At 54.7% G+C, this 17,051-nt stretch carries 16 protein-coding genes; 5 read left to right on the forward strand and 11 right to left on the reverse strand.

What is annotated here, in order from left to right; all coding sequences use genetic code 11:
• Positions 1-44 precede the first annotated feature (44 nt).
• A complete protein-coding gene (locus BLR44_RS27130) occupies positions 45-1,580 on the forward strand; it encodes an aldehyde dehydrogenase family protein (RefSeq protein WP_245706188.1) in 1,536 nt (511 codons plus the stop codon).
• Between the two features lie 66 nt (positions 1,581-1,646).
• On the opposite strand, the gene BLR44_RS27135 is transcribed toward BLR44_RS27130, so the two are convergent.
• Positions 1,647-1,829, reverse strand: coding sequence for a hypothetical protein (locus BLR44_RS27135; protein WP_089688419.1), 183 nt, complete (start codon positions 1,827-1,829; stop codon positions 1,647-1,649).
• An 18-nt stretch (positions 1,830-1,847) separates the two neighbouring features.
• Here BLR44_RS27135 and BLR44_RS27140 point away from each other — a divergent pair, with 18 nt between their 5' ends.
• Positions 1,848-2,228 (forward strand): DUF779 domain-containing protein, encoded by a 381-nt coding sequence (locus tag BLR44_RS27140; RefSeq protein WP_089688421.1) that lies wholly within the window; start codon positions 1,848-1,850, stop codon positions 2,226-2,228.
• Between the two features lie 51 nt (positions 2,229-2,279).
• Here BLR44_RS27140 and xylA read toward each other — a convergent pair whose 3' ends face one another.
• Positions 2,280-3,608, reverse strand: a complete 1,329-nt coding sequence (gene xylA, locus BLR44_RS27145) for a xylose isomerase (protein ID WP_089688423.1) — start codon at positions 3,606-3,608, stop codon at positions 2,280-2,282.
• 170 nt (positions 3,609-3,778) lie between these two features.
• On the opposite strand from xylA, the gene BLR44_RS27150 reads away from it, so the two are divergent.
• From BLR44_RS27150 to BLR44_RS27160, 3 genes are all read left to right on the forward strand, one after another.
• The gene (locus BLR44_RS27150; protein ID WP_176956238.1) at positions 3,779-4,258 is read left to right on the forward strand and encodes a DinB family protein; all 480 of its coding nucleotides are present in this window, start codon (positions 3,779-3,781) and stop codon (positions 4,256-4,258) included.
• A 65-nt stretch (positions 4,259-4,323) separates the two neighbouring features.
• Positions 4,324-5,682, forward strand: a complete 1,359-nt coding sequence (gene purB, locus BLR44_RS27155) for an adenylosuccinate lyase (protein ID WP_089688427.1) — start codon at positions 4,324-4,326, stop codon at positions 5,680-5,682.
• Positions 5,683-5,762: 80 nt separating this feature from the next.
• Positions 5,763-6,575, forward strand: coding sequence for a M48 family metallopeptidase (locus BLR44_RS27160; RefSeq protein WP_089688428.1), 813 nt, complete (start codon positions 5,763-5,765; stop codon positions 6,573-6,575).
• Between the two features lie 2 nt (positions 6,576-6,577).
• On the opposite strand, the gene BLR44_RS27165 is transcribed toward BLR44_RS27160, so the two are convergent.
• From BLR44_RS27165 to BLR44_RS27205, 9 genes are all read right to left on the reverse strand, one after another.
• Complete coding sequence (locus BLR44_RS27165) at positions 6,578-7,030, reverse strand: hypothetical protein (RefSeq protein ID WP_089688430.1); 453 nt, start codon at positions 7,028-7,030, stop codon at positions 6,578-6,580.
• A gap of 217 nt (positions 7,031-7,247) precedes the next feature.
• A complete protein-coding gene (locus tag BLR44_RS27170; protein WP_089688432.1) occupies positions 7,248-8,732 on the reverse strand; it encodes a TolC family protein in 1,485 nt (494 codons plus the stop codon).
• Complete coding sequence (locus BLR44_RS27175) at positions 8,725-10,053, reverse strand: ABC transporter permease (protein WP_089688434.1); 1,329 nt, start codon at positions 10,051-10,053, stop codon at positions 8,725-8,727. Before BLR44_RS27175 ends, BLR44_RS27170 begins: the two co-directional genes overlap by 8 nt.
• Positions 10,053-11,330 carry an efflux RND transporter periplasmic adaptor subunit gene (locus BLR44_RS27180; protein WP_089688436.1) on the reverse strand — a complete coding sequence of 426 codons (1,278 nt, stop codon included), beginning with the start codon at positions 11,328-11,330 and terminating at the stop codon, positions 10,053-10,055. The genes BLR44_RS27175 and BLR44_RS27180 overlap by 1 nt, the downstream gene beginning before the upstream one ends.
• 76 nt (positions 11,331-11,406) lie before the next feature.
• Positions 11,407-12,354: a glycosyltransferase family 2 protein gene (locus BLR44_RS27185; protein WP_089688438.1), complete on the reverse strand. Its 948-nt coding sequence runs from the start codon at positions 12,352-12,354 to the stop codon at positions 11,407-11,409.
• 7 nt (positions 12,355-12,361) lie between these two features.
• On the reverse strand, positions 12,362-12,883 hold the full coding sequence (locus tag BLR44_RS27190) for a DUF4199 domain-containing protein (protein WP_089688440.1): 522 nt from the start codon (positions 12,881-12,883) through the stop codon (positions 12,362-12,364).
• A 28-nt stretch (positions 12,884-12,911) separates the two neighbouring features.
• Positions 12,912-13,424, reverse strand: a complete 513-nt coding sequence (locus BLR44_RS27195) for a DUF4199 domain-containing protein (protein WP_143017506.1) — start codon at positions 13,422-13,424, stop codon at positions 12,912-12,914.
• Positions 13,425-13,447: 23 nt separating this feature from the next.
• Complete coding sequence (locus BLR44_RS27200) at positions 13,448-14,731, reverse strand: dihydroorotase (protein WP_089688444.1); 1,284 nt, start codon at positions 14,729-14,731, stop codon at positions 13,448-13,450.
• A 4-nt stretch (positions 14,732-14,735) separates the two neighbouring features.
• Entirely contained in the window at positions 14,736-16,778 is a 2,043-nt protein-coding gene (locus tag BLR44_RS27205) for a BatA domain-containing protein (RefSeq protein WP_143017507.1), read from the reverse strand.
• Positions 16,779-17,051 lie beyond the last annotated feature (273 nt).

A 17,051-nucleotide genomic window follows, 5' to 3' on the forward strand; every position in this document is an offset into this window, starting at 1 on the left:
TCTCGATAATGCATGCATTGTTTCACCAAAAACACCTACTACCAATGGCACACGACACCATGGAGGCGCCCAGCAAAACGCTCAAGGAACGCCCTAGTTTCAAAGAAAAGTACGATAACTACATCGGTGGAAAATTTGTAGCCCCGGTCAACGGCGAATATTTCGACAACCCCTCTCCCATCGACGGGAAAGCCTTTACCAAAATCGCCCGCTCGCAGAAGGAAGACATTGAACTGGCGCTGGATGCCGCCCACAAGGCGTTTCCGCAGTGGAGCCGCACCTCGGCCACGGAGCGGTCGAACATGCTGCTGAAGATCGCCGACGTCATGGAGCAGAACCTGGATCTGCTGGCCCGCATCGAAACGGTCGACAACGGTAAGCCCATCCGCGAAACCTCGGGGGCGGACATTCCGCTCTGCATCGACCACTTTCGTTATTACGCGGGTGTGATCCGTGCCGAAGAGGGTTCCATCAGCGAACTGGACATGAACACCATTTCCATCAACGTGAAGGAACCGCTGGGCGTGGTCGGGCAGATCATCCCGTGGAACTTCCCGCTGCTGATGGCTTCCTGGAAAATGGCCCCCGCCCTGGCCGCCGGCAACTGCGTAGTGCTGAAGCCCGCCGAGCAAACGCCGGTGAGCATTCTGGTGCTGATGGAGTTGATTCAGGGCATTCTGCCCGATGGGGTCATGAACGTTGTCACCGGCTTTGGCCCCGAAGCGGGTAAACCCCTGGCCTCGTCGAAACGGATCGCGAAAGTGGCTTTTACCGGAGAGACGACCACCGGGCGACTGATCATGCAGTACGCGTCGGAGAACCTGATTCCGATCACGATGGAGTTGGGCGGCAAGTCGCCGAACCTCTTTTTCCCCAGCGTGATGGACGCCGACGACGAGTTCTTCGAGAAAACGCTGGAAGGTGCCACCATGTTCGCCTTTAATCAGGGCGAGGTCTGCACCTGTCCGTCGCGGATTCTGGTGCACGAAAAGATTTACGACAAGTTTATGGAACGGGTCATCGACCGCGTGAAAACCAAAGTGAAGATCGGCAACCCGCTCGACATGGAAACCACGATGGGCGCGCAGGCCTCGAACGATCAGTTCGAAAAAATTCTTTCGTATTTCGACATTGGCCGGAAAGAAGGGGCCGAAGTGCTGACTGGCGGGCAGGCCAAACGCATCAACAGCGGACTGGAAAACGGGTATTACGTCGAACCTACGCTGCTGAAGGGCCACAACAAAATGCGCGTTTTCCAGGAAGAGATTTTTGGACCGGTGGCCTCGGTCACCACGTTTAAAAACACGGAAGAGGCGCTTGCCCTGGCCAATGACACACTCTACGGCCTCGGCGCTGGCGTCTGGACCCGCGACATGCACGAAGGCTATACCGTGCCGCGTGCCATTCAGGCCGGGCGCGTCTGGGTCAACTGCTACCACCTCTATCCGGCCCATGCGCCGTTCGGTGGGTACAAAAAATCAGGTTTCGGGCGGGAAACCCACCTGATGATGCTGGATCATTACCGGCAAAACAAGAACATGCTGATTTCTTACAATAAGAATCAGGCTGGTTTATTCTAGTGGTATGTCTGAACAACGACCGTCAGGAGGCTATGGGTTTCCTGACGGTTTTTTTGTTGCATCGGCTCAACGGCGCAGGAGAAGCAACGCGAGTCCCAGGACCGTCGTGACCAGAATGACTCCCCAGATGAGCCATTCTTTGAGCCGGTGTGGCGGGAAAGGCAGGTTGCCTTCTGAGTTGACCCACATGCCCGCAAAGGCATAGAGTGCGACCAGCAGACAGGCAATTCCTAGTTTATTTTTGACCATATAAAACGAAATACGGTAATGGAAGCAGCACGGATCGACATCACGCCCAAAGCAACCCAGGTAGTAGATCAACTTCGTGAAAAACACGGAGCGCTGATGTTCCACCAGAGTGGTGGCTGTTGCGACGGCTCTTCACCCATGTGCTTCGAGAAGGGCGATTTTCGCATCGGCGAAAGCGACGTTTGGCTCGGTGCGGTGCATGGATGCGATTTTTACATGTCGGAAGACCAGTTCGAATACTGGAAACACACCCACCTGACAATCGACGTTACGCCGGGGCGGGGAGCCAGTTTTTCCCTGGAAATTCCGTTGGGAGTACGTTTCTTGATCCGCTCCCGGTTGTTTACGGACGAGGAAACAAAGCACCTCACGCCGGTTCACCAGGGTGAACATAACTAAAAAAAGGCTGTCAATGTTTATTGACAGCCTTTAAACGATCGGAAGACGATCTTAAATACACTGTAGGATCAAATTTTCGTAGAGCTCCTGCTTGCCGCTGATCTGCTTCGGCTCGCCGTTCTGGCGGCCCAGCTCACCCAGCGCTTCGAACGTCAGTTCACCCTTCTCGAATTTCGCGCCGTCGCCGCCGTCGAACGAAGCATAGCGTTCCTGGCGCATCTTCATGAAGTTGGTTTTGGTCATGAGCTTATCGGCAATCAACAGGCCCCGGGCGAAGGCATCCATGCCGCCGATGTGCGCGATGAACAGATCTTCCAGGTCGGTCGAATTGCGGCGCAGTTTGGCGTCGAAGTTCACACCGCCGGTCTGGAAACCACCTGCACCCAAAATCACCAGCATCACCTCGGTCAGTTCAAACAGATCGACCGGAAACTGGTCGGTATCCCAGCCGTTCTGGTAATCGCCCCGGTTGGCGTCGATGCTACCGAGCATGCCCGCATCGGCCGCGACCTGCAGTTCGTGCTGGAACGTGTGACTGGCCAGCGTGGCGTGGTTCGCTTCGACGTTGATTTTAAAGTCTTTCTCCAGGCCGTACTGACGCAGGAAACCGATCACCGTGGCCGAATCGAAGTCGTACTGGTGCTTGGTCGGCTCCATCGGTTTCGGCTCGATGTAGAATGTCCCCTGGAAGCCCTGTTTGCGGGCGTAATCGCGCGCCAGGCTCAGGAAACGTCCCAGGTGATCGACCTCACGTTTCATGTTCGTGTTGAGCAGTGACATGTACCCTTCGCGGCCGCCCCAGAACGTATAGCCAGCGCCGCCCAGCTCGATGGTCGCGTCGATGGCCTGCTTGACTTGCGTCGCGGCGTGCGCCACCACACCGAAATCGGGGTTAGTCGCCGCACCGTTCATGTAGCGCGGATGCGAGAACAAGTTGGCCGTTCCCCACAACAATTTCACGCCCGAAGCCTGCTGCTTTTCCTTGGCGTAGTCGACAATCTTGCGGAAGCGCTTTTCCGACTCGGCCAGGGTATCGGCTTCGTCGACCAGGTCGTAGTCGTGAAAACAGTAGAAAGGCGCGCCCAGCTTGGTGAAGAATTCAAACGCGGCGTCCATTTTGTCTTTGGCCTGTTGCACGGCATCGGTGGCCTGCAGCCACGGGAAATGCTTGGTGCCCGGACCGAAGGGGTCGCCCCCTGTATTGCAGAAGCTGTGCCAGTAGGCCACGGCGAAACGGAAATGGTCGCGCATGGTTTTGCCGGCGATTTGCTTGTCGGCGTCGTAAAATTTGTAGGCTAGCGGATTGTCCGAGTCAGGTCCTTCGTAACCGATGGTTCCAATGCCCGGGAAGTACTCTTTGTCTCCAATGATTGGCTTCATACGTGGTGTTTGCTATTTTGTACAGGGATGTGAGAGATAGTATGCTCGAAAAGTGGAAAGCAAGGTACAACCCTTCTTTCTTTGGTGCATCAAATATAGAGTTTTTCCTAAAAAAGGCTCCTGTATCGGTTGAAATCGCACTTTCTCTAAAACTGTTTTCTTTTTCATATATGATGGAAGAACCCCAACGCATTGCCGACCAGCTGTACCGGGCCTACGAAGGCGACGCCTGGCACGGCCCTTCGGTCTTCGCCCTGTTGCACGAGGTGCACGCTACACAAGCCACCACGCATCCTCTGCCGCAGACCCACAGCATCTGGGAGATTGTCCTGCACCTGATTACCTGGAATGATGTGATTGTTCGCCGCCTGCAAGGCGAAGCCTGCGATCCGACACCGCAAGAAGACTGGCCGCCGGTCCCGGAGCCGCAGGAGACGGCTTGGCAGCAGACGAAAGAACACCTTCTGCAAAGTTACCGGAGGCTCCATCGGGCCGTGTTGCAACTTCCGTCTGGGCACCTTGAGGCCACTACGCCCGGCAAGCCCTACGCGAACTACGTGCTGCTGCACGGTGCCCTTCAGCACGCCCTCTACCACGCGGGCCAAGTGGCGCTGTTGCGCAAAGCCGCAGTACATGAAGGGGATGGCTGATGCCGGGCATCATTCCCGCAATTCGGTGCTCACCTCTCCGATGGGTTTACTATTTTTGTGCCCCCATGAAACAACTTGATGCGCTCACCGCTATCGCGCCGGTGGATGGCCGATACCGGTCGCAAACCGAGTCCCTGGCCGCTTATTTTTCAGAGTTTGGCCTGATCCATTACCGGGTTCGGGTCGAAGTAGAGTACTTCCTGGCCCTGTGCCGCCTGCCGTTGCCGCAACTCCAGGATTTTCCGACCGAGAAGTACGACGCTCTACAAGAAATTTATACGGCATTTTCAACGGACGACGCCCGGCGCATCAAGGAACTGGAGCGCACCACGAACCACGACGTAAAAGCCGTAGAGTATTTTTTGCGTGAGCGGTGGGAAGCCCTGGGGTTAAGCGCCTACCAGGAATTTATTCACTTCGGCCTGACGTCGCAGGACATCAACAACACGGCGATTCCGCTGTCGTTGCGCGATGCGCACGCGGAAGTGTTGCAACCTGCCCTACAAGCGACGATCGATCTGCTGGAGGCACTGGCCGATCAGTGGCGCGATGTGCCCATGCTGGCCCGTACACACGGCCAACCTGCTTCGCCCACCCGGCTGGGGAAAGAGCTCCGCGTCTTCACTGCGCGACTGCGACACCAACTTGCTACGCTGGAGGCCGTGCCCTTCGCGGCTAAGTTCGGCGGTGCCACCGGCAACTTCAACGCCCACGCGGTGGCTTATCCGCAGGTCAACTGGCCCGCGTTTGCCAACCAATTTGTGGGAGCATTGGGCCTACAGCGCAGTTTCCCTACCACACAAATCGAGCATTACGACCACCTGGCGGCGTATTGCGATGCCTGGCGGCGGATCGATACCATTCTGATCGACCTGGATCGGGACGTCTGGCAGTACATTTCACTCGGGTATTTCAAACAGAAGCTGAGAGCCGGTGAGGTAGGTTCGTCGGCCATGCCCCACAAAGTGAACCCCATCGATTTTGAAAATTCGGAGGGCAACCTGGGCATCGCCAATGCGCTCCTGGAGCATTTTGCCGCCAAGTTGCCCATCTCCCGCCTGCAGCGCGACCTGACCGACTCGACCGTGCTGCGCAACCTGGGCGTGCCTCTGGCGCACGTGCTGATCGCCCTGCGTTCGTTGCAGAAAGGTCTCAACAAGCTGGAGCTACACCCGCAGCGCATCGAAAGCGACCTGACCGAAAATTTTGTGGTTGTGGCAGAAGCGCTGCAAACCATCCTGCGTCGCGAGAATTACCCCCACCCCTACGAGGCGCTGCGTTCTCTGACCCGCACCAACGAGGTGATTGATGCGGCGGCGTTTCATCGGTTCATCGACCAACTGGAGGTATCTGAGGCTGTAAAAGCGGAGATGAAAGCCATTACGCCCTTCAACTACACGGGCGTAGACGACAGCCTATCCTAACCCGCGGATTTGCCGTATACAGCATCGGGTCGAATGCGGCCCGATTTTCTGTATACACTTAAACCCTCCCTTTTCATACAATGGCAACTCCCGCAGTTCAGGCGCGCATCACACGCTTCATCATTGCGCTTGTGGTGGCCGTAATTTCCCTGATCGGGTATTACAGCACGACGCAATACAATCCCGTAACGGAAGAAAAACAGCACGTCAACATGACCGCCCAGCAAGAGATTGCAATGGGACTTCAGGCGGTTCCGCAAATGACACAGCAATACGGCGGTCTTTACCCTGACCAACAGGCACAAGCCCTGGTCGATCAGGTCGGCAACAAAATCGTGCAATCTACCGCCGCCCGCGACACGCCCTATGAGTTCGAGTTCCACCTGCTGGCCGATGAACAAACGGTCAACGCCTTTGCGCTACCCGGCGGACAGGTGTTCATCACTGCCGCGTTGATGAAACAATTCAGCACCGAAGACCAACTGGCGGGTGTGCTGGGGCACGAGATCGGCCACGTAGTAGCCCGTCATTCGGCGGAGCACATTGCCAAAGCGCGCCTGACGCAGGGCCTGACGGGCGCAGCGGTAATCGCCTCGTACGACCCCAGCCGCCCCAGCACCATGCGCACAGCCGCCGTGGCCGCAATGATCGGGCAGTTGGTCAACATGAAGTACGGACGCGACGACGAATTGGAATCCGACCGACTGGGCGTGCGGTTCATGGCGGAGTCGGGCTACGACCCAAACGCCATGATTCAAGTCATGGAGATTCTGGCAAAATCGGCCGGGGGCGCACGGCAACCCGAATTTTTCAGCACTCACCCCAATCCGCAAAATCGCATCGCGCAGATCAGAGAGGCCATTCAGGAATACGGCTATACGCTGAATCAGTAACTTTATTCGGAAGCAATAGCTTCTTTTGGCAAGGGGGACTCGTCGAGTTCCCCTTGTTCGTTTACCACCGGCGACAAACCTTCTTCGGGCAGAGCGCCCATAAAATCACCCGACCCCACCCGGCACTGTTTGATGCGTTTCCGAACGCGGCACGACCAAAACGGCCCGTTCCGAAAAGTCAGCAAAATCCGGTTGCCCATGTTGCTGAAAAAAGCGTACAGATCCGCATCACCATTCTCGTCGGGCAGCGCGATTACGTACTCAAAGCCCAGTTTCCGGGTATATTCTTCCACGCATTTGTTGCCGTACAGCACCTTGTGCGGTTTGTACTTTACAATTTGTAGAATGCGGGTTTTCTTGGCTTTCCGCTTGACGTTGTTGTCGCTCCACACGCTGCGGGTATTGGGCGTCTCGTGCGGATATTTCTTCTTCTTTCTGTGTTTAGTCTGGGCCATGGTAACGGCAGGTGCCATCAATAGCCCAGTCAGCACAATCAAGAAAAAAAGTCGAAGGAACCTTCCCATAACATCACATACAACATTCACAGTAACAGCGGCTTACCCTACAGTTTCTGTCCCTTCTTCCAGGGAAACCGCATTCGGTAACTAACCGGAACCGAGTTCAATTTCGTTTCTACGCGACAAACGAATCGATTCCGGTGCAATTGTATAGCTATCGATTTACTTCGTAGATAATCTTTTGATTTTCAGCAAAATCGTACAGCGTAAGCCGCCGCAAATTATAATAGCTGAGCCAAAAATCACGCAGGGCGGTCACATACGCACGGCGGGCCTGGTCCTTTTCCTGTTGTGCGATGTTCAGATCCGTAATGCCGATTTTGCCGATGACGTACCGATTCTTGGTGATCTCAAAGCGTTTTTGCCCGATTTCGTCGGCTTTGATGGCGACTTCCAGCTGTTGACGGGTAATGCGGAAGCGTGCTACGGCCAAGACAACCGCTTGCTCAAAATTCTGCTGCTCTTGCGTGATGTCAGTGTCGACTACCTTCTGGTTGGCGGCAGCCCGCTGAATTTCGGAGCGGGTACGACCCCAGTTCAGGATCGGAATCTGAAAGCCTACGCGTAACCGCTGTTGGTTCTGCGGATCGACGTACAAATCAGGCACGGTAGAGGCTTGTTGCGTCAAGCCATACGAAGCATAGACGTCAGCATTCAGGCCATTGTTCCCCCGCGCCTGCGCCACGTCGCGCTCAGCTTCCAGGATACGCCGCTGGAAGCCAATCACGTCCGGATGGTTGGTCTGCGCTTCGGCCAGCGCTGTCGCTTCGTTCACGTCGAACAGCGGAATTTCGATGGGCTCCGCCAATACGATGGATTCAATGCCGGTCAGCCCCAGGTAATTTGCAAGCGCCTGCTGCCCCACCCGCACGTCCAGCTCCGATTGCGTCACCTCCTGGTTCGAGCGCATCAGGCTCAGTTCCAGTTGCAACAGATCATTCTCGGCTATTTTCCCCAGGTTGAAACGCCCCTGCGCAATCTGAAAGAGCGTATCGCTGTTGGCTTTGTTCTTTCGGGCGATGTCGAGCGCAATTTGTGCCACCAGCAAATCGAAGTAGCGTGACGTTGCTTCGACCGCAATGTCTTCCATCTGGCTGGAGTACTGACGCTGTGCCTCCTGAAACCGTAAGGGTTCGATACGCCGGTCCCAACGCAACGGATTGAACTGAAATAAGGGTTGCAACAGGCCGATGCTCGCCGGGTTGGCGTTGTATCCCACCGTGTTCCGTTGGAAATTATCGACTCGCCCAATGGTCGATTGCAGAAACACCTGCCCTCCGGTCAGGCCAATGTTCTGGCTTAGGGAGAGTTGCAGCGACGAGTTGGAACGCGCCACCTTCCGGATTTCCAGATCGCCATCGGGTTGCTGCACCGGCTCAAACTGGTTGCTGAGGTCGGGTAGAGTGCCGCTCAGCGTAAGTTGCGGCAAGTAGTTCGACTGGTACGTGCGGTACTGCCAGTACTGGTTCAGGTAAAAGTTATCGTTGCGAAAGGAGGCCGGCGACTCGTTGCGCGCTAGTCGCACTACTTCCTCCAGCGTCAGGTACCGATCAATTTCCGGCGGATCGTTTTGGGGCTGAGCGATAAGAACGTGACTAAGAAAACATAGCAGAGGTGAAAGGAGGGAGAGTTTATTCATAGCGAAGAGAGGTGATCGGATCTTGTTGGGCCGCACGCCGGGCGGGAGCAATGCCAAAAATGAGGCCCACGGTCGCCGCTACGCCAAACGAAAGAATGACCGATGCCGGCGATACGATGGTAGGAATGTCGGCCACCGAAGCGATGGTGTAGGCCAGCACGATGCCCAGGATGACGCCGATCAACCCGCCAGAAAGCGAGATAAGTGTGGCTTCTACCAAAAATTGCAGGACGATGTCTTCTTTCCGCGCGCCCAGCGAAAGCCTCAGGCCGATCTCGCGAATCCGCTCCAGTACCGACGCCAGCATGATGTTCATGATGCCAATGCCTCCGACCAGCAGCGAAATGCCGGCAATGGCGCCGAGCACCAGGTTAAAAATGTCTTTGGTTCGCTGCTGTTGCTTCAGCAGCAGCTCGGGGATGGTAATTTCGTAGTCGATCACGTCGTAATGCCGCCGGGCTAACATGCGGGAAATGACCTCGGCGTAGGGCGTTAGCACGTCGGTATCGGCCACTTTCACTACCAGTCGGTCCAACTGGTGATAATTGGTAGCAGATTTTTGCTCCTGCGATTCGCCTCCCTGGCGGGCGGCCTTCTGCAACATGGCTTGTGTTACCAGCGCCCGGTTTTCGTAACGGATCAGCATCGTCTGAATGGGGATGTATACATCCATGTTGAAGTCGCGGATGCCCAGGCGCGAGACACTGTTGTTGGCCACCGTGCGTTCTTCCAGGACCCCAACAATGCGCATCCAGTGTGCGCCGCATTTGAGGTACTTCCCAACCGGATTGGTCTGGCTGAAAAATCGTGTCCGGATGCTTTTTCCAATGATGCAGACCTGTTCGCCGCGCTCCATCTGCCGCTCGTTAAACATGCTGCCCTCTTCCAGGCTAAAATTGTAGATGTCGAAATAATCGGGCGTGACGCCTACCACTTTGGTGGAACGCCGCATGCCACCGTGCACGACCGAAGTCTCCAGTTGGATTTCCGGACTTACGGCTTCGATTTCGGGCAGAATGTCTAGAATGCTCCGGGCATCGAGCAATGTGAGGCCCGGCGAAAATTTGCGCGGCTTGGCTACCTCCGTCGCGGTGACCTCCTCTTCTTCCTGCTCGACGACGGGGGCAATCACGATGTTGTTAACGCCCACTAGCTTGATCTGCTCCAGAATTTCCTGCTGCGCGCCTTTGCCCACCGCCATCATGGCAATGACAGCGGCCACCCCGAAAATGATGCCCAGGGCGGTCAGTCCCGCGCGCAATTTATTCGCCAGAATGGCTTCCAGCGCAATAAAAACATTAGCGAGGTAGCGCTGCCACATTAGTCTTCCGTTTTCGAAACCAGTTGCTTGTCTTCCAGCATCACCAGATTCGCTTTGTCGGCACCCTGTGGCTGCGACAGGTAGACCTGATCGTTCTCGGTCAGGCCCTGTTGGACTATGGCTTCGTTCTCGTTGGTCAGGCCAACCAACACCTGCTGGCGAACCAGGCCTATGGACGTTTTCTTGAAAACGTAACTAATGGAATCGCCCTGGCTGTGGAGGCACTCGAGCGGAATGTGCAGCACACCATCGTATTTTCCGGCAACGATCTGATTGCTGGTAGTCATGGCCGGACGCAGGGTGGTGTCCGACTCGTTGATCTCGATGGTCACCTCAAACACCTTAGCATCGGCGTTAGGACGCTGTTCCCCTACATTGGCGACACTGATAACTTTCCCAGTCAGCTTTTTATCCGGAAAAGCATCCAGTCCAATCCGGACCTTCTGCTGGTTCTGGATCTTGCGGATGTCGACTTCGTTTACGTACGTGCGGGAAATCATAGACGTCAGGTCTGGCAGGGTGGCTACTGTCGGGTCCCAGGCACCCACCGCCGATCCCACTTTCCGCTTCTCGCCATTCCACTCGCGTACGTAAATCACCATGCCCCCTTCCGGTGCGTGGATTGTAAACTCGCCCATCACACTCTTGAGCATATTCAGACTTCCCTGGACCTGATTCAGGCTAGCCTGCACTTCCTGCATTTTGGCGATCGCCTGATTGCGTTTGATGCGGTAGTTTTCACGTGCTTGTTCGTACTCACGCTGTGCCTTTTCTTTGCTGATTTCGGCCTGTCGAATGGTAGCTGGAGGTTCGTATTTGGACTGTTGCAGTTCCAGATCGCGCTCCTGCACGGCGAAGCGCAGATTTTCCACATTGTCGCGGGCTTCGCGCAATGTCAGGGAAGTATCGAGTCGTGTTTGGGTGTATTGCGCCTCAATTTTTTGGAGTTCGGTCTCGGCCTCGCGGATTTTGTTGCCGATTTCGGAGCGGTCCAGCGCTCCGATCTGATCTCCCTTTTTCACCACGGTTCCTTCGGGCACCAGTTGCTCGATCTTGGTATTCCAGATGCCGATGGCGCGCATGGCGGCCGGTCCCTGGATGTTCACCGAATTTTTAGCCTCCAGTTCGCCAGTGGCGGTGACCACAATTTCGAACTGGCCCTTGGTGACGGGTACCAGTACTTCACTTTCGGCCGAGGAGGTAGTGCGGGTCAGTAGCCAGATCAATCCCAAAAGGACGACCAGCCCGACTCCTCCCCAAAGGAACGGTTTTTTCATAGCTGTAAGAGAAACGATATTCGTCGCGGAGAAAGTATGAAATAACCCGCTGAAATTCAAATCGTTATTAGCAACCTTAAATCCGTTCGGCCACGATGTAGTCGGTCTTACGGTTGTTACTTTGGGTAATCATCTCGCCGAGAAAGCCCGCCAGGAACAGTTGCATCCCTGCGATGATGGCGACCAGCGATAAGAAGAAGATGGGTTGGTCGACCACCTCGCGTTTATGAACGCCGAGAAATTTCTCGAAACTCAGCCAGAACGCGATGGCGAAGCCGATCATAAAAAACAGGGTGCCCAACGAGCCGAAAAAGTGCATTGGGCGCTTTTTGAACCGCGTTACAAACATGACCGACAGCAGATCCAAAAAGCCGTAGACAAAGCGCTGCCAGCCGAATTTGGTGCTGCCGTACTTGCGGGCACGGTGTTCGACTACTTTTTCGCCGATGCGCCCAAACCCGTTCCATTTCGCGATGACGGGAATGTAGCGGTGCATTTCGCCGTACAGGTCGATGCTTTTGACTACCTGGTGCCGGTAGGCTTTCAAGCCACAGTTAAAGTCATGGAGCCGAATGCCTGACATCCAGCTTGTGACACGGTTGAAAAACTTGGACGGAACGGTTTTGGAGATGGGATCGTAACGCTTTTTCTTCCAGCCCGAAATCAGGTCGTACCCTTCTTTGCGGATCAGGCGGTACAACTCCGGAATTTCGTCGGGGCTGTCCTGCAAATCGGCATCCATCGTGATGACCACTTGCCCCTGTGCATGGTGAAAGCCCGTATCGAGCGCGGCCGATTTCCCGTAATTATGGTTAAGACGCAGCGCCCGAATCCGGGAATTTTCGCGGGCCAATTCCTGAATTACTGCCCAGGAGCGATCGTTGCTGCCGTCGTCAACAAGAATAGTTTCGTACGAAAAGCGGTTCTCCACCATGACCCGGTGGATCCAGGACGTTAGTTCAGGAAGAGACTCTTCTTCGTTGTATAGCGGTACGACAACCGAAATATCCAGCGTTTGATCCATTCAATGATTAACTAAAAAAAGGACGCTCCTTCTTCATGATGGCCGAGACAATGAGCGCAATGATGAGTCCGAAGATCACCATCATCAATATGCCCATAATGGCAATGCCCCCGGGCGAGGTGAAGACACCCGCAAAACTCATGGCTTGCTCAATCTCGGCATCGGACATACCCCGATCTTCCATTTGCGTAATTTGAAGATCACGAATTTTTTCCAGCGCCGTAGGGTCAATAAACTTAAAATAGACGTACGAAAAGACACTGGTAAACAGCCCGGCAATGACCGACACCATTACTCCCGTTTTGGTGCCCTCGCCGAAGCTCATAAAACCTCCGTGCTGCGTGCGGTAGTCGCGAACGGCCCAGAAAATGCCGCCGATCAGAATGGCCCAGCTAATCAGGCCTAGCGCGGTATTTTGTGCCAAACTAGTGAGTTGCAGCACAACGGAGTAGATGGCCATGATGATGCCGACGATAAGGCCATACCGTAAGCCTGTTTGGATAGGGGTAGGAGTAGCAGAGGTGGACATGAGTAAAGCAGTTTAAGGATAAGCGGAATTATTGCTTCCGAAAGATCATAGAAATAAGTGGAATTAAAAAAAAACCGTAAATGGCGTTTTTAACCACTTCGTCTCGGACCACTCCGCCTGCCCGGAGAGCACGGATGCCCTGCTGCATCGCTTCGAAGCTTTCGACGCCGAGCTTTTCCACGTGTTGTTCCCGCATGCTTTCCAGCCGTTCCAGCGAAAGCTGAATGTAATTCTCCAGTAAGTCAGGCGCTATGTATTGGGCTATGAGGTAAAGGCCCATGGCTGAAAGCGCCGTCAGGAGCGACCAGGAAATTCCGCCCATAAACAGCCCTTCCCACAGGTGCATGCGCCCGTCCGGCTGGTTGCGCCGAAACAAGATCATGCCCCCCACCAGCATGGCGAGAATGATGATGACGCGGCCCTCGCGAGCCGTCCAGAATGGGTTAATGCAAAACAGGGGCAAGAGGAGATAATACACGATGCAGGCGACACCCCCGGCCAATCCCATCAGCACAGCATACGTCGGCCACGTGTGTTTCATGGTTACTTTCACAAGGCTCACCTTTAGGCGGATTTTACATCCAGATGCTGTGCATCATGGTAGAAATGGGTCCCGCGCACCACCGCCAGCGGCTTTCCGCGTAGCGTCTTGCCCAGGAAAGGACTGTTCAACGACTGCGAAAACGCGTGGCGTGCTTCGTAAGTCCAGGTCCGCTTGGGATCGAATAAGGTTAGGTTGGCAGGTTGCCCCGGCGCGATTTCCACCGCAGGCATTTGCAAGATGCGCCGTGGAGCCAGGGCCAGCTTCTCAACCAATTGTTCTGCCGACAGGCCGCTGTGTTGCTGGGCAACCGCGTAGGCCGTTTCTAGGCCGGTAATACCGAAGTCTGCCAAGTCGAATTCCAGCTGTTTGGCTTCCGGATCGAGCGGTAGGTGATCACTGACAATCGCATCGATGGTTCCGTCGGCTAATCCTTCGCGCAGTGCCTGCACATCGTCCTGCGTGCGGAAGGGCGGGTTGACTTTGTAGTTCGTATCGAAATCCTGCAGCGCTGTATCATCGAAAGCGAGCTGATGCGCGGCCACATCGCATGTGACCTGCAAGCCTCGCTGTTTGGCTTCCCGAATCAGCGCGACCGACTGTGCCGAAGAAAGGGTTGAGAAGTGGAGACGCCCCCCGGTATACTCTAACAAACTCAGGTCGCGCGCCACCTGTGTATATTCAGCCAGCGGTGGAATGCCTTTCATACCCAACATGGTGCTTTGGATGCCTTCGTGCATAACGCCGTAGCGGGTCAACGCCTGATTTTCGGCCCGGTTGACCAGCAATCCGCCAAACTGTTTCAAATAAAGTAGAGCTTTTACCATCAGGTCGGCAGACTGTACCGGGCGCAGTCCATCGGTAAAGGCGACGGCACCGTGCCGATGCAAATCGATCATCTCGGTGATGATTTCCCCTTCGGTATTCACCGATAGTGCTCCCATGGGCCAGAGTTGGGCAGGGTACGCCTCCGAGCGGCTCCTGAGCGAGGTCAGCAGGTCTTTGGTCTGCACTACGGGCTGGGTATTGGGCAGCGTCACTACGGCCGTAAATCCACCCGCGGCGGCAGCCAGACAGGCCGACTCCACACTTTCGCGGTGTTCGCCTCCCGGCTCAGAAACGAGGCAACGCAGATCGACCCAGCCGGGCGAAAGCATACAGCCTGTTCCGTCCACCACTTGCGCAGCCGAAGGCCGTTCCGATCCGATGGAACGGATCTTCCCTTCTTCAATCAATACGTTGACGACTTGGTGGTGCAACGCCGCACCCGGCGCCAGGAGGGTAACGTCGGTAATCAGAAGACTCATTATTTCAGGATTTCCAGAACCGCAGCAAAAGTATTTCGGTCATCAAGAAGAACAAAGCCGCTAGCAGTGCATACTTCCAGAGCGGTAAACCTACGCTGCTCTCCTGAAAAGTAGCAACTACGTCGTTGCTGCTGCTGGTGTCAAAGATTTTCACACGAGGATTGTTGGCAAAGAGCTGGGTGAGCTCATCTACCGTCCAGAAATCGAGTACCGATTCTTGCTTTCCGTAATTCAAAGCCACGGTCTTTACGGCTTTTCCCTGCCAGAGTAGGTCGTAGAAACCAGCTGCAAATCCCAACCGGGGCAATTCCATTTGCAAATCACTGCCGCTCATGCGCTGCTGTGGAATCAGTTCGGCCTCTTCGCCGCGCAAAGTGAAGACTTGGTTCCCTACGTTCACGTTACCAACGCCTACCCGCACCAAGCCATCCTGGAAAGAGAAGGCCAAGGGCTCTGACTCACGCAGCGATAGCATCGCCATGCGGTACATAACGGGCACAAATAGCGAATGCCGAGGGAAATTTGTGTACGTGTCGGCCAAAGGCGTACCATACAAATACACTTTATCCTGATTAAAGGTGGAAAGAAAAGGTGCCCCGCTGCGGTAACGCAGCAAGACCTGCCCCCCGCGCCACGTCAGCACGTTGTTGGCGAAAGGCATGTCAGGATTGCGATCGGTAGAAGGCTCAAACACCCCCTCAAAAAAAGGAGCTTCTTGTTCAGGCGCAGCCAACGTATGGGCCGCGTCTGAGGCCGGAAGACTGACTTGTGCACCCTGCAACGTCGGTCCTCCTACCAAGGTCATAAGTTGATTATAACTCGCCACATTCGCGGTAGTGCCTGGAAATACTGCGAGCGAATGTCCCGCACTGACTGACTTTTGAATGGCTTCTGCCAAGGCCGCATCGATGGAGGCAAGCCCATCAAGTAGAATCAGGTCAGCGCGACCTAAAAAATCATAATCTACGTTGCCGGCATTGAAATCGCGCAAATTGAAGTACTGCTCGTTCTGGTAAACTTTGGACAGATACGGACGTGGGGCAGTGCCGATCCGGATGATGTTGATCTGGCGTGCGTTGCGCAACACAAAATAATATTGATTGTCAAACGTCACGGGGTAATCTTCAAAAGTCAGTCGACACCGTTTGGCTTCGTTGCCCGAAGTGCTGAAAGTCAGGGTCACCTCTTGGGTAGCATTGGAGGGAATCGAAACGGTGGCAGTGCTTACCTGAATGTCGTCAATTAACAATTTGATGGTCAGGCTTTCGGCACCGGTTTTACCGGCATTCGCCATCCGCACTTGTAACTGGTTGTTCTCTCCGGCACGGAAGAAAGGGTTTTCTAACCACACCGAATCAACATACACGTTGGCTATTTCCGGCGCCTGCAAGGGTACCAAATACAACTGTTGCGTAGAGTCGAGCGAGATCTGTTCAAGATCGCCTAATGTGCTCTTTTGGAAGTCTGAAAACCAGAATAGCTCTCCTCCCTCTGAATAGGCTGAAGTAGCGAAAGCGTTCTCCTGTCGCCGGGCGATGGCCTCTGCCTCCCGATAGGCATTGGCATAATCGGTTTCGGCAATGCGATCACGCACCTTTTCCCGCGTATTGAAATACTGGCCCTGCCCTTCGAAAGCATTTGTCATGAAGTGGATGGGCGTCGTGGCAGGATAAGAGTTAACCAACCGATCGGCCTGCTCCACCGCCAGGTTTAAGAGCGAGGTCTCTCCTTCTTCATTTTGTAGACTGTAGGAGTTGTCAAGCCAAATGCTCACAGGTTTTTGGCCGGGTTCGATTCCCAAGGCATTGCGTTGCAAAAAGGGCTGTGCAAAAGCAAGGACCAGAAAGACAATGAAAAGAATCCGCGCTAACAAGACGAGCAGGTGCTTCAGGCGGAGGTTCGAGTCCGTAGCCGATTTAACAGATTGCAGGAAGCGAACGTTAGTAAAAGCGACTTTCTTGGGCCGTTGAAAATTGAAGAGGTGGATGGCAATAGGAATGCCAACGGCCGCTAATGCATACAGAAACTGCGGATAAAGAAAGCTCATGGAAGCTCAAAACTACGAAATATAGAAGTGATTTCTGGAAAAACGATGAGTCTTCCGGTTTGAATATAAAAGTACGGGATGAAGCGGATAAAAGTATTGAAACTGAAAAGTTAACTCTATAACCTCAGCAGCTTCCAGGAAGAAGATAAAACCCTCTTGTGACATTCAAGAGAGCACGCCCTGCTAGGCGCTGCCGGGTTGGGGGGGGGGGGGGGGTGGCAAAAGGAAAACGCCCCGGAGAGATGATCTCCCGGGGCGTCTGAAGAAAAAAGA

The sequence above is a fragment of the Catalinimonas alkaloidigena genome (assembly GCF_900100765.1).
GTDB classification, from domain to species: Bacteria; Bacteroidota; Bacteroidia; order Cytophagales; family Flexibacteraceae; genus Mooreia; species Mooreia alkaloidigena.

Coding starts and splice junctions, on each gene's coding strand:
- BLR44_RS27200 (WP_089688444.1), bottom strand. CDS start 14,731: ATGAGTCTTCTGATTACCGACGTTACCCTCCTGGCGCCGGGTGCGGCG.
- BLR44_RS27185 (WP_089688438.1), bottom strand. CDS start 12,354: ATGGATCAAACGCTGGATATTTCGGTTGTCGTACCGCTATACAACGAA.
- xylA (WP_089688423.1), bottom strand. CDS start 3,608: ATGAAGCCAATCATTGGAGACAAAGAGTACTTCCCGGGCATTGGAACC.
- BLR44_RS27165 (WP_089688430.1), bottom strand. CDS start 7,030: ATGGCCCAGACTAAACACAGAAAGAAGAAGAAATATCCGCACGAGACG.
- purB (WP_089688427.1), top strand. CDS start 4,324: ATGAAACAACTTGATGCGCTCACCGCTATCGCGCCGGTGGATGGCCGA.
- BLR44_RS27170 (WP_089688432.1), bottom strand. CDS start 8,732: ATGAATAAACTCTCCCTCCTTTCACCTCTGCTATGTTTTCTTAGTCAC.
- BLR44_RS27140 (WP_089688421.1), top strand. CDS start 1,848: ATGGAAGCAGCACGGATCGACATCACGCCCAAAGCAACCCAGGTAGTA.
- BLR44_RS27190 (WP_089688440.1), bottom strand. CDS start 12,883: ATGTCCACCTCTGCTACTCCTACCCCTATCCAAACAGGCTTACGGTAT.
- BLR44_RS27180 (WP_089688436.1), bottom strand. CDS start 11,330: ATGAAAAAACCGTTCCTTTGGGGAGGAGTCGGGCTGGTCGTCCTTTTG.
- BLR44_RS27130 (WP_245706188.1), top strand. CDS start 45: ATGGCACACGACACCATGGAGGCGCCCAGCAAAACGCTCAAGGAACGC.
- BLR44_RS27150 (WP_176956238.1), top strand. CDS start 3,779: ATGATGGAAGAACCCCAACGCATTGCCGACCAGCTGTACCGGGCCTAC.
- BLR44_RS27195 (WP_143017506.1), bottom strand. CDS start 13,424: ATGAAACACACGTGGCCGACGTATGCTGTGCTGATGGGATTGGCCGGG.
- BLR44_RS27135 (WP_089688419.1), bottom strand. CDS start 1,829: ATGGTCAAAAATAAACTAGGAATTGCCTGTCTGCTGGTCGCACTCTAT.
- BLR44_RS27160 (WP_089688428.1), top strand. CDS start 5,763: ATGGCAACTCCCGCAGTTCAGGCGCGCATCACACGCTTCATCATTGCG.
- BLR44_RS27205 (WP_143017507.1), bottom strand. CDS start 16,778: ATGAGCTTTCTTTATCCGCAGTTTCTGTATGCATTAGCGGCCGTTGGC.
- BLR44_RS27175 (WP_089688434.1), bottom strand. CDS start 10,053: ATGTGGCAGCGCTACCTCGCTAATGTTTTTATTGCGCTGGAAGCCATT.